This is a genomic window from Peptostreptococcus russellii (genome assembly GCF_003012055.1).
GTDB lineage: Bacteria > Bacillota > Clostridia > Peptostreptococcales > Peptostreptococcaceae > Peptostreptococcus > Peptostreptococcus russellii.
In genome coordinates this window covers 564325-578187 of record NZ_JYGE01000003.1, presented here as the reverse complement: position 1 = coordinate 578187, position 13863 = coordinate 564325, and the positions used below count along the sequence as shown (strand labels likewise).

Here is a 13863-nt window from a genome sequence, read left to right as displayed (position 1 = left end):
ATATGTAATCATATTGCCATACATTTATTTGATTTTTATAAATGAAGAACTCTGTCTCCAATTTCCTGTGTACGTCCCTTGTTCCAGAAGTTAGTTCCAATATAGCCACAAGTACGTCTCATTACTTGCATTTCATCTTGATCTCTATTTCCACAAGATGGGCAGTACCAGTTAAGTTCGTCATCTAATTGTATTTCACCAGTATAGCCACACTTATAGCATACATCTGGTTTTGTATTTATTTCTGCGTACTGTATATTATGGTAAATAAAGTTTATTATCTGTTCAACAGCATCAAGATTTTTAGACATATCAGGAACCTCTATATAAGAAATACATCCACCAGTTGAAATACCGTGGAAAGGTGCTTCAAATTGAAGCTTTTTAAAGGCATCTATTTCTTCACATACATTTACATGGTAAGAATTTGTATAGTAAAGCTTGTCTGTAACGCCTTCTATTTCTCCAAATCTAGCCTTGTCAACTCTACAGAATCTATAAACTAATGATTCAGCAGGTGTTCCATATAGACTAAATCCTAACCCAGTTTCATTTCTCCATCTATCACAAGCATCCTTCATGTGCTGCATAACATCCATAGCAAATTTCTCGCCTTCTGGAGTTGTATGGCTAACACCCAGCATAGCATAAACCATTTCATATATACCAACATAGCCTAGAGAAAGTGTAGAATAACCATCTTTTAAAAGCTTATCGATTTTTTCTCCCTTTTCAAGTCTTGCTATTGCACCGTGCTGCCAGTGAATAGGAGAAACATCTGATAGAGTTCCTAAAAGCATCTTATGTCTACAAAGAAGTGCTTCCTTGCATAGCTCTAGTCTTTGATCAAATATATTCCAAAACTGTCCCATCTTACCTTCTGACAATATAGCAATTTGTGGAAGGTTTAAAGATACAACTCCCTGGTTGAATCGTCCATACCATTTATAATCATCGTTTTCGTCCTTCCAAGGAGATAGATGAGATCTACATCCCATTGGAGGGAAAGTACATCCAACATAATTCTCTCTCATTATCTTTGCACTTTGATAATCTGGAACTAATCTTTTAGCTGTACATTCAGCAGACAATCTAGTAATATAGTCATACTTTCCGCCTTCTAGACAGTTATTTTCATCTAAAAGATATACAAGCTTAGGGAAAGCTTCACCTACATTTTGCCCCTTATAATTTTTCATTCCTTCCAATCTTTGCTTTATCATTTCTTCGCAAATTAGAGCCATCTCTCTTTCGTACTCATGACCTTCTTCTATTTCAAGGTATATAGTAGCAAATGGAGCTTGACCATTTGTAGTCATTAATGTAGATAACTGATATCTTATAGTTTGTACTCCATCTTTTAGGTCCTTAAACATCATATCTTCAGAAATTTCTTCTGCCAAATCTTCATCATGGAATTTATCAAGATAGATATTATAGAACTTTTGCTTAGTTCTTCTAAGGTAAGGAGCAAGATGTCTTATAGTGATACTCTGTCCACCATACTGATTACTTGCTACCTGAGCCATTATTTGTGTTGTTACTGTACAAGCAGTAGAAAATGACTTTGGACTTTCTACCATTTTTTCATTTATTACAGTTCCATTGTCTAACATATCTTGTATATTTATTAGGCAGCAGTTAAATATTGGTTGAAGTGTATAATCCATATCATGCCAGTGTATTGCACCTTCATCATGTGCCTGTACAATATGTGGTGGTATCAACTTTCTTCTAGCAATATCCTTAGATACTTCTCCAGCAATTAAGTCTCTCTGAGTAGAGCAAATAACAGCATTTTTATTTGAATTCTCCGTCATGATATCTTCATTGGATTTTTTCATAAGGTTCATTATTGATTCATCTGTTGTATTTACTTGTCTTTTAAACTGCTGAACTGCTCTATATCCCTCATAGGCTCTAGCAGTTTCGCTGTGATTATAAAAAATCAATCTATCATAAACGTATCCTTCTATCTTATATATAGTAGGAGTTTCATTTAAGTCTATGAAGTACTTCTCGCAATCTCTAGCAACGGCTTCAGCTATATCAGGGTGATATAATCCACTTCCATTTTTCATAGCCTTTTCAACTGCTATTTTTATTTTCGATCTGTCAAAAGGAACTGAAGTCCCATCTCTTTTGATTACATACATCAATACTCACTCTCTTTCTTAAATACTTATTCTTAAATACTTACTTTTTAATTGAAGAAATTGATTTAATTTATTTTAAAACGTAAAACAATTTCTGATTTATAATATTATTTTAATATTTAAATTTTATATCCACCATTATGACTAATATTTAAAAATTAGCTCATAATGATGAATTGTGTAAAAAATATGGTAAGAAACACATCTTTAAATGGATGTAATTGAATAAACATATTCTTTACACGTAAAGATATCATAATAAAGCTTTATCCCAACTCTTAAATTTATATAAAAAACTGTAAATATATCTGAAAGTCAGTAATGGCCTAATACTATGATAAATACACAATATATAGAATTAATTTGTAAGTCAAATACAATATGTTGTGTCTTCGCTATTTAGTATACGATATTTTTGATGATAAAACAAGTGCCTTAATTTCATTAATTTTCGAAAAATCTTAATCTATACGGTACCAATATTGTCAAAACATATAGTTTTAATATAATAAGTGCCCATAAAAGTTATTATAATAAGAAAAAGCTGTCAAAAAAATTTTTAAAATTTTATCATAATACATATAGATGTAAAAAATAGAAAAAAACTAAAAATAACACTATATATGGTACTTTATAGAATTAATAATTCAATCAGCAAATTAGATTATTATAATACACTATAGCTATTTATTGTTAGCTATATACTTGTTTTTTATAACTCTAAAGTTAAGTTATAGAATTTAAAAAGCTTGCTTGCTCGAAAACCAGAGCATTTTCTTATAAAAAAACTCTTAAAAAAGCTAATATTTATAGAGTTGAAATAAATGAAAAAGTATATAAAAAAATACTTTGAAAAACAAATTACTTTTTCAAAATATAGTTAAATTTGTTGTAAATACAACAAAAAACAATTAGCAAAAGGGTCAAAAAATCTTTTTATTTTAAAAAAAGAAACATTTTCAAGAAATAATATAAAGATAAACAGAAAAATACAAAATATATTGTATATATTGTTTAAGTTTTTTATATATGTTATAATTTCTTATAGATATTATTTAACAATTATTGAGGTCAACAACAGGAGGTCTATATGGAAATTTTAGAAAATGAACAAAAAGTATATGATAAGCTAGATGAACTAGCTATAGAATATACAGTAATTGAACATGAACCAGTATATACTGCTGCAGAACTTGATTCTATTAAAGATAGAACACATGGAATACATTGCAAAAACTTATTTTTAAGAAATGCAAAGGGAAATAAATACTATCTGATAACTGCTAAAGATGACGCAGAAGTAAACCTAAAGGATGTAAAAGATAAAATAGGATCTACAAGACTATCTTTTGCTTCTCCAGAAAGATTGATGAAGGTTTTAAATCTTCAGCCAGGATCAGTTAACCCTTTCTCACTTATTAATGATGAAGAAAAAGTAGTTACTTTCTTCATGGATAAAAGTATAATAAATGGAGAGGACTTAAATTTTCATCCAAATGTAAACCATAAGATGGTTACTATATCTCTTGATGGTTTAAAAAAATACTTATCAGACTTAGGTGTAATAATTAACCCTGTCGAGCTATAAAAACAATAATAAAAGGTGTTGAAAGGTTTTTCTTTCAACACCTTTATTTTTATTCAATAAGTTTTTACTTATATAATTAGATACCCTGATATTTGTATTTCAAATCAATATCCACTTGTTATCTATCAAAATAGAGCAATATTATTTATTATCAGTGTCTATTATTCCCATTTTTTCTAAAGCCTTTAATGATCCCATTTTTGAGTGATCATATGTTATTCCGCCTTGGAAGTATACATTGTAAGGCTCTCTTATAGGTGCATCTGCACTCAACTCTATTGAAGATCCCTGAACAAAGGCACCCGCTGCCATTATTACTTCATCATCATATCCTGGCATAGCCCAAGGTATTGGAGTTACAAATGAATCTACTGGAGCTGCTGCCTGTACTCCCTCGCAGAACTTAATTACTTCATCTGCATCTTTTAATTGTACTATTTGTATAATATCACTTCTTTCATCATCATATGCTGGATTGACCTTATATCCTAACTTTTCATATAGTCTAGCACAGAAGACAGCTCCCATAACTGCCTGAGATACAACATATGGAGCTTGGAAAAGTCCTTGAAGTATTGTTCTAGTTGTTCCAAACATTAGGCCACACTCCTTACCTATTCCTGGAGAAGTTAATCTATAAGAAATCAATTCTATAATATCCTTTTTACCAACTATATAACCACCAGCTAATGCAAGGCTTCCTCCTGGATTTTTGATTAGAGATCCAGCTATAACATCAGCTCCGACGTCAGTAGGCTCTTTAGTTTCTAGAAACTCTCCATAACAATTATCTACCATAACTATTAAATCTTCTCTAACTGACTTCACAGCCTGAATAGCTTCCTCTATATCTTTGACACTTAGAGACTTTCTCCAAGCATATCCTTTTGATCTTTGTATCATTATTAATTTAGTTTTTTCATTTATAGCTGCTTTAGCACCTTCTATGTCTATATTTCCGTTTTCTAAGAAGTCTACCTGCTTATATGTAACTCCAAATTCTTTTAGACAACCTATTTCTTCTCTAATACCAATTACTCCCTGAAGGGTGTCATATGGTGCAGAAGTAATAGAGAGAATCTCATCTCCAGGTCTAACTATACCTTGTATTGTTAGAGATAAGGCATGAGTACCGTTTACTATCTGTGGTCTTACTAAGGCATCTTCAGTGTGGAATACTCTGGCGTATATTTCTTCAACCTTTTCTCTTCCTAGGTCATTATATCCATATCCAGTAGTCCAGTTAAAGTGATTGTCACTTAAATGAGATTCCTGCATAGCATTTAAGACTTTAAGCTGATTATATTCTCTTATCTGTCTCATTCTATCAAACTGAGGTTGGATATCTTTATCCACTTCCTTAGAAAGTTCAAATATATTTTTATTTATTCCATAATTTTTTAATAATAATTCTTCTGTTTCTTTTAACATTCTAATTCTCCTTGTAGTATATATACTTATTTTTTATTAATTATGTACAAATATATTCTATCAAAGTATAAAGGTAAGTCATAATTCTATTGTATAAAATTTCTTATCTAGGCTATTTATTTAATAGAATATATTTGTACATAATATCTGCACGCCAATAAAAACTTATAGAACAATTATAGATAAAAGTCTATAAGTTTAATTGGTCGTAACAATTTTAAGATTTTAATTGTAATATTTATTACATAAAACTAAAAATAAAGCTTTTTATTTTTTAATAAAGTTTTTAATTAAAGCTATCTGATCATTTATATCAGAAAGTTCTCCTAGATCAATCCATAAAGCGTCTTTATATTTTTTAAACCATGTTATTTGTCTCTTTGCATACTTTCTAGTACTTTGCTTAATAATTTCAATAGTTCTATCCAATGTTTCTTTTTCATCAAAGTAGTCTAGGACCTCTTTATATCCGATACCCTTCATAGAAACCATATCTTGTGTATAGCCCATATCTTTTAACTTTTTGACTTCTGCCAATAGACCTTGATCAAACATAATATCTACTCTCATATTTATTCTTTCATAGAGATATTTTCTATCCCTATTTAAAACAACTACTTTTGCATCTATATTTTCATTATATTGAAGGTCTTTAGAGAAGTCACCTAGTTCTCCACCTGATTTATAAATTTCAATAGCCCTAATAACTCTTTTTACATTGTTTGGATGAATTCTATCTGCAGACTCTTTTGATAGAGAATGTAGAATATTATGCATATATTCAGCTCCGTGCTTTTGATATAAGTCATAAAGTTCATTTCTCAAGTCTTCATTTGAATTTGATTTACCAAAGTCCATATTATATATTAAAGAATTTAAATACAGTCCTGTACCTCCAGTTATAATTGGAAGCTTACCACGGCCGTGTATATCTTTTATATGTTTTTCTGCCATCTCTCTAAAATCGGAAACAGAAAATTCTTCATCGGGATTTATAACATCTATTAGGTAATGCTTTATTCCATTCATTTCTTCATCAGTAATTTTAGCACTACCGACATCCATATTTTTATATATTTGCATGGAATCAGCAGAAATAATTTCACCATTAAATGATTTTGCCAACTCTATGGAAAGATTTGTTTTGCCAACTGCAGTTGGACCTGTGAGTATTAAAACAGGAATTTTGCTCATAATTATCACCACCGTTTCCTAAATACATTCCACTTTACTATTTTACTACATTTTATAACTTTTACAATTGATTTTGGCTAATTTTATATTTTTCTTTTAAACATTTTTTCAATATCATACTTTGCCATTTTTACCATTATAGGTCTTCCGTGTGGGCAAGTATATGGATTTTCGCAAAGTTCTAGCTCTTTTACAAGTTCAAGAGCCTCTTGATAACTTATTTTATCATTGGCTTTAATAGCCGACTTACAAGCAATCTCTGCAATATTGTCATACTTAGTATCATAAATATTACTTATTTTATCTAGATTATCTATAATTTCATATATAAATCTTTGACTTTCTGGAGTACCAAATGTATTTGGCACACCCCTGATGCTAATATTTTTATGTCCAAATTCTTCAATTATGAAGCCGAATCTTTTGAAAATCTCTAAATTTCTAATAGTAATATCCATATCAACCGGGGATAAATCCATTATAATTGGCTCTATTAACATTTGTATACTAAGAGTATTATCTTTGAATTTTTTCATATACATTTCAAATCTGATTCTTTCATGAGCAGCGTGTTGATCCATCATTATCATTTCATCTGCCTTTGTAAATATAACATAAGTATCAAATATTATCCCAGAGAAGATTAAATTTTTAAAATCACTATTCTTAGCATCATCATTTTTATCTAAAAAATCCATTTGATTTTCTTCTTGTATATTTTTATTTAGGTAACTTTTTTTACTTTCCTGAATTGACTTATATCCAGAGTTATAGTTGAGATTTTGATAGCCATTAAAATTATCTTTTTTATCTTCTTTATCTAGATTTTCATCTTTTTCTTTTTTAAATTTTTCAGAAACATCTTTTAAAAAATCATCATCCGTTTTGGTATCATAAGTGTCATAACCTGTAAGTTTTTTAAAACTATTAATATTTTTTATTTCAGAAAGATTTTCTATTTGTTTAGTCACGTCTTCATTTAGAAAAGCTTTTGTATTTGAATTGCTAGGATTACTTCCAAAAGTTTTTTCGGTGTCATAAGTATTTAGAGTGCTCTTTTCTCTTGAAATCTCTCTGTTTTTTATATCTGAAACATTATGGGTATGAGTATTAGTACTACTGGCATTCGGATTTTCTACTCTATCAGCTTCATTGTCAATAGTATTCAAACCTACACTTTTGACACCACCATCAATTGAGCTAGAGTTCATAGGATTCTGTGAGCTTTTTTCTGATGTTTTAGATTTTAAGTTTTCTAATTGATCCTCTTCGCTGTAAGAAAAACTATCAAAAGTTCTAGAAACATCCTTATAAGTAAACAGGTCTTTTTTAGTGTTGACACTTCCTCTGTATTTACCAATCAGACTATTTTTAAGTAGCATTCCCCTAATATAATCGCTCAACTCTGACAAAAGTTCCTCTTCTTTATTAAATTTAATTTCAAGTTTATTTGGATGTATATTTACGTCTATAGTACCAGGATCCATATACATATTTATAAAATATACAGGGAATTTATTAATGGGTATTATAGCCTTGTATGACTCATTTATCACATTCATAATATTAGAACTCTTTACATATCTGCCATTTATAAAAATGTGTTGAAATTTTCTATTTGATCTATATATATTATTATTTGCAGTATAACCTTGTATTTTAAAATATTTGGATTCATAGTCAAGTTCAATTAGATTATCACTGATATCTTTACCATAAATTTTTCTAATTGTATTAAAAAGAAGTCCATCTCCCATAGTCTCAAAAATTGTCTTACTGTTATTAATATACTTAAATCTTATATCTGGGTTTCCAATTGCAAGCTTATTCATTAAGTTTGTTATAGCTAGAGCCTCTGACTGATTTGATCTCAAAAACTTTTTTCTGGCAGGTGTATTATAAAATAAAGAGAGCACACTTATTTGTGTTCCTTTGTTTGCAGCAATTTCTTCTTTATTTACTAGTTTTCCGCCATTTAACTGTATTTTTGTTCCAGTCAATGAATTCTCTGTTTTACTAATCATCTCTAGCTTTGAAACAGCGCATATAGAAGCTAATGCCTCTCCACGAAAGCCCAAAGAGTTAAGTGAGTATAAATCTTCAGCTCTATTAATTTTACTCGTAGCGTGGCGCATAAAGGCTTTTTCAATATCACTGGCATCTATACCACATCCATCATCTATAATTTTAATTAAATCTTTTCCACCATTTTTTATTCCAACAGAAATAAATTTTGATCCAGCATCAATTGAGTTTTCTACCAACTCTTTTATTATTGAAGCAGGTCTTTCTATTACCTCTCCTGCTGCAATTTTATTTATTGTTATATCATCTAAAACATTAATCTTAGGCATATTTCCTCCTAATCTACTTGATTACATATAATTAACTATCTACTGCATTTATTATTTTGCAGAAAGCTCCTTAGCTTTCTTTTGAAGAGCGTACATAACATTCATAATATCTAAAGGTGTAGAGTTCATCATATCAACCGAAAGTACCTCAGATACAAACTCTTTGTACTCATCATTTCCACATACATCCTCAAAGCTTATCTGCATATTATCTGATTTATTTGACTTTATATTTTCGGCTTGAATATTTTTATTAATATTTTTATTAATATTTTTATCTTCGTCTTTAATTTTATTATCAGTGTCACTTTCAAATACTTTAATCTCATCTTTATTTTCGCTTTCTGTATGGTATGATTTATCCATATCAGAGCTTGACTTAATACTCCTTGAAGAAAGATTTAAAGATGACTCAGGGCATTCATTTAGATTTGAGACGTAGTTTAATTCCTCTTTATCTAGCTTGAGATTTCCATCCTTGCTATTAGAGTTAACTGACGAAGAATTATTGATTTTATCAAGAGAAGAGCTTGTAATACTAGATGAGTTTGCCAAGTGGTTCTTTTCTAGTTCAGATAAAATAGAATCTGCCCTATCTAGGACTTCTTCTGGCAACTTGGCAAGTCTAGCTACATATATACCGTAACTTCTATCCGCTGCAGTAGGAACTATTTTTCTTAAAAATACTATATTATCTCCATCTTCCTTTACTGCAATAGAATAATTCTTGATTGTATCATATTTATTTTCTAAATCTGTCAATTCGTGATAGTGAGTTGCAAATAAAGTCTTTGCTCCAATTCTATCGTGTATAAACTCAACTATAGACCAAGCTAGTGATATCCCGTCATATGTGCTTGTACCTCTGCCGACTTCATCTAATATAATCAAACTATCTTTAGTCGCATTTTGAAGTATATGACTGACCTCGTCCATTTCCACCATAAATGTAGACTGTCCCTGAGATAAGTCATCACTAGCACCTACTCTAGTAAATATTCGATCCAGTATAGGTATATTTGCATAACTTGCAGGAACAAAGCTACCGATGTGTGCCATCAAGGCTATCAAGGCATTTTGTCTCATATAGGTAGATTTACCAGACATATTAGGACCTGTAATAATATTTATAAAATTATCCTTGTCTATATAACTATCATTTGATATAAAGTTTTCATAGCCCATTATCTGTTCTATAACAGGGTGTCTTCCGTCTTTAATATCAAGCTTACCTGTACTGTTGATTAGAGGCTTTACATAATCATACTTACTCGCTACTAGAGCATTTGATAGATATACGTCTAATTCCGCTATAATTGATGCAACTCTTTGTATTCTCTCTATATTATGATATATCTTCTTTCTAATATCTTTAAACATTTCGTATTCCATATTTTTAATTTTATCTTCTGCATTTATTATCTTATCTTCAATTTCTTTTAGTTCAGGAGTTATAAATCTCTCTGCATTTACCAAAGTTTGCTTTCTTATATAACTATCATCAAGCTTTGCTTGTAAAAGTGCAGCCTTTGTAATTTCTATATAATATCCAAAAACTTTATTATATCCAATTTTTAGGGACTTGGCTCCTGTTTTTTCTTTCTCCTTTGACTCGATATCTTTGATTACAAATGCACCATTTTGAGAAATATCTCTTAATTTGGATAGTTCATCACTAAACTCGCTTTTAATAATATTTCCCTCTTTTAGATTTTGCGATGGATCTTCCAGTATAGCTTGGTCTATCACATCATAGATATCTATTAAAGGATCAACCGTTTCTGTAAAATCTAATAGTATCTTAGATTGGGACTTTCCGATAGTATCTAGTACTTCTGGTATCATGGCAATACTATTTTTTAGATTAATCAAATCTTTTGGTGATACTCTATCATATGCAATCTTGGCACATATTCTCTCTAAGTCAAATATCTTGGATAGTTTATCCTTTAGATCTTCTCTAAGTATAAAATCATCCTTTATTGCCTCTGTAATATTTAATCGAAACTCTATCTTATCTTTATTTATTAGAGGTTGCTCTATAAACTTCCTAAGCATTCTAGCTCCCATAGGTGTAGAAGTAGAGTCCAAGACCTGTAACAAGGAACCCTTCTTCTTGGATCCTCGCATAGTCTTTGTCAGTTCAAGATTTACTCTAGTAAATAGGTCAAGTGTCATATAGTCATTTGAATTATAGACATTTATACTGCTTATATTAGTTGAATCCAACATCTGTGTGTTCTTTATATAGTTTAAGGCAACAGATATAGATTTTTCAAACAAAGCATCACCATAAATATCTATATCTTGTAAATATTTCTTGGAAAAAGTATCTGTTAATATCTTAGTATCTAGTAAAGTATTATTAAAATCATCATTTAAATATATATTTGCCATATCACAAAGACCCTTGATGTTTTTTCTAAAATCATCACTATTAGATATAATCTCAGAAGGAGAAATCTTTGCTATTTCATCCTTTACCTTGGAAGAATCTATTTTGGTAACATTTAACTCACCAGTACTAATATCTACATAGCTAATAGCTACTTGATCTTCACTTCCAAAATACACGCTCATTAAGTAGTTATTTTGAACTTTTTCTAAAGAATCATCCTCTAAAAGTGTGCCAGGAGTTACAATCTTTACAACTTCTCTTCTAACTAAGCCTTTTGCTGTAGCTGGATCTTCAACTTGTTCACCTATAGCGACCTTATAGCCAGATTCTATCAATGTAGTTATATATGAAGATGCAGAATGGAAAGGTACACCACACATAGGTGCTCTCTCTTCCAAACCACATGCCTTACCTGTCAAAGCTATATTTAGTACTTTGGAAGCTAAAATTGCATCATCAAAAAACATCTCATAGAAATCTCCAAGTCTATAAAACAGAATGCAGTCATTGTATTCTTCTTTTGTCTCTAAATACTTTCTCATCATAGGAGAAAGTTTGTCTTTATCTATGTTCATCTTTACCTCCATCAATTTATATCAATACTATATTATATCATATAATTAAAAGTGTTAAAAAAGAATATCAATTAGAAATGCTATATTTATAGAAAAATAAAAAACTGTAATTGCACTAAAATATAATAAAAATACAAAAAAGTTGCTTATAACTAAAGCTTTAATAGCTATAGTCTAAGCAACTAATATTAATTTAAAAATAAAATATTCACGTTTTTGTTTGTTATATATTAGATAATATTATACCATTATATTTTAAAATAAGATAGTATAAAAGTAAGAATTTTGGATATTTTATTTTAAAAAATAATAAATCCAACAATACACTAGTTGGTATCATTGGATTTATCTTAATATTTAGCGAAGTAATTCAATAATTTTTTCCTTTAAAAGCGCTCTTTTTTCTAGATCTTCTTTGTTAAAAATATCTTCATTAAGATCGAATTCCTCTTTTATGCGTGCCGGTTTGTTGGATAGTACGTATATTCTATCAGAAAGCATAATGGCTTCATCTATATCATGAGTGATTAAAAGTATAGTAGAGTTTACCTTTTTTCTAATATGTAAGAACCACTCCTGAATAGATCTCTTAGTGATAGAGTCAAGTGCACCAAAGGGCTCATCCAAAAGCATAATATCATTAGAACAGATAAAAGTTCTAAGAAAGTTTGCTCTTTGCTTCATACCACCAGACAATTCGTGAGGGTAGCTATTCTCATAACCTTGAAGATCAAATACTTCAAAGTATGATAAAGCCTCTTCTCTAGCCTTTTTTTTAGAAACTCCATTAATTTGAAGTGGTAAAGAAACATTATCTAGTATCGTTTTATATGGTAGTAAAAGATCCTTTTGATACATATAGCTAACTTCACCATTTATCTCAGCCTTACCTTTATCCAACTTTATTAAATCGGTAAGAATATTAAAAATGGTACTTTTACCACATCCACTAGGGCCTACAATAGACACTAATTCGCCTTCTTTTAGTTCAATATTTATATTTTCTAAAACATCTGTAGATCCAAAAGATTTATAAACATTCTTTAGGTCTACCTTACTTTTCTTCTGGTAAGAATTCATTTGTAAATGCCTCTTTTATATCTAAATCCTTCTTTATTAATCCATTATCTTTCATAAATTTAGCATAGTTTTCCCATACTGAAGCCTTCATTTCACCCCATCTAGGAGCATCTGCCTTATATTGAGTAGATAAGAAGTTTTGACTTGCTTCTAAAAGTTTTTTGTCTAACTCAGGAACAGCAGCTGAAAGTATTTCAGCAGACTCTTTTGGATTATCTATTGCAAATTTATATCCTTTTGCTGTTGCGTTCATAAACTTTTTAACTAATTCAGGATCGTTTTTTATTGTTTCATCACTAGTTATTAGTATAGGTGTATAATAATCCAATGCTGGATCGATGTCTTTTACTGGTATATAGTTAATAGCTTCATCTACTAACTTAGCCTTAACACCATCCCAACCTTCAAATATCCAAGCTACATCTATATTCTTCTTTGTTGCTGTAAAGAAATCATCTTGACCTATGTCAACCATTTTCAACTTAGAAAAATCAGCACCGTTTTTTTCCATAGCAAGTTTTACTATGGCCTCCTCAGATGGAGATCCCCAGCCACCGTAAGTCTTATCTTCAAAATCTTTAGGTGTTTTAATATTTTTTGATGCTGGTGATGCAAATCCAGATGTATTATGCTGGATTATTGTAGCTATAGCAGTAATAGGCAGAGGATCTTTTTCCTTTGTAAGTGCATAAGTAACATCTTCTTGGTAACTCACACCAAATTGAGCCTGACCTGTTGCTACTAGTGTAGAAGAGTTTCCATCTGATGGTTGAACAATATCTAGGTCAATTCCCTCTTCTTTATAATAACCCTTGTCTTTTGCAACATAGATACCTGTATGATTTGTATTAGGTGTATAGTCAAGCATAAGAGTTACTTTCTGAAGCTTTTCAGGACTCTTTGCAGCTTCCTTCTTATCTCCAGAAGTACAGCCAGTGATTAAAGATAAACTAAGTACTCCAACTAAACCTAATGATAATAATTTTTTTATTTTCATTTTTAATCCTCCTTGAAGTCATCATAGATAGTTTTGTTTTCTATATATGATGAAGTTTTATAATTGATATGATGAAGTTTTATAATTGCT

At 30.1% G+C, this 13863-nt stretch carries 8 protein-coding genes; 1 reads left to right on the top strand and 7 read right to left on the bottom strand.

What is annotated here, in order from left to right:
* Positions 1-35: 35 nt before the first annotated feature.
* The gene (gene nrdD, locus UF10_RS04475; protein ID WP_106776611.1) at positions 36-2156 is read right to left on the bottom strand and encodes an anaerobic ribonucleoside-triphosphate reductase; all 2121 of its coding nucleotides are present in this window, start codon (positions 2154-2156) and stop codon (positions 36-38) included.
* A 1090-nt stretch (positions 2157-3246) separates the two neighbouring features.
* On the opposite strand from nrdD, the gene UF10_RS04470 reads away from it, so the two are divergent.
* Positions 3247-3744: a prolyl-tRNA synthetase associated domain-containing protein gene (locus UF10_RS04470; RefSeq protein WP_106776610.1), complete on the top strand. Its 498-nt coding sequence runs from the start codon at positions 3247-3249 to the stop codon at positions 3742-3744.
* A gap of 141 nt (positions 3745-3885) precedes the next feature.
* Here UF10_RS04470 and UF10_RS04465 read toward each other — a convergent pair whose 3' ends face one another.
* The 6 genes from UF10_RS04465 to UF10_RS04435 form a co-directional block, all read right to left on the bottom strand.
* Positions 3886-5175 carry a methionine gamma-lyase family protein gene (locus UF10_RS04465; RefSeq protein WP_106776609.1) on the bottom strand — a complete coding sequence of 430 codons (1290 nt, stop codon included), beginning with the start codon at positions 5173-5175 and terminating at the stop codon, positions 3886-3888.
* Positions 5176-5442: 267 nt separating this feature from the next.
* A complete protein-coding gene (miaA, locus tag UF10_RS04460; RefSeq protein ID WP_207654562.1) occupies positions 5443-6369 on the bottom strand; it encodes a tRNA (adenosine(37)-N6)-dimethylallyltransferase MiaA in 927 nt (308 codons plus the stop codon).
* An 83-nt stretch (positions 6370-6452) separates the two neighbouring features.
* Positions 6453-8723 carry a DNA mismatch repair endonuclease MutL gene (gene mutL, locus UF10_RS09345; RefSeq protein WP_242969043.1) on the bottom strand — a complete coding sequence of 757 codons (2271 nt, stop codon included), beginning with the start codon at positions 8721-8723 and terminating at the stop codon, positions 6453-6455.
* A gap of 51 nt (positions 8724-8774) precedes the next feature.
* Positions 8775-11696 (bottom strand): DNA mismatch repair protein MutS, encoded by a 2922-nt coding sequence (gene mutS / locus UF10_RS04445; RefSeq protein ID WP_106776608.1) that lies wholly within the window; start codon positions 11694-11696, stop codon positions 8775-8777.
* A 357-nt stretch (positions 11697-12053) separates the two neighbouring features.
* Complete coding sequence (locus UF10_RS04440; protein ID WP_106776607.1) at positions 12054-12776, bottom strand: ABC transporter ATP-binding protein; 723 nt, start codon at positions 12774-12776, stop codon at positions 12054-12056.
* A complete protein-coding gene (locus tag UF10_RS04435; RefSeq protein WP_106776606.1) occupies positions 12751-13773 on the bottom strand; it encodes an ABC transporter substrate-binding protein in 1023 nt (340 codons plus the stop codon). The genes UF10_RS04440 and UF10_RS04435 overlap by 26 nt, the downstream gene beginning before the upstream one ends.
* Between the last annotated feature and the right edge of the window lie 90 nt (positions 13774-13863).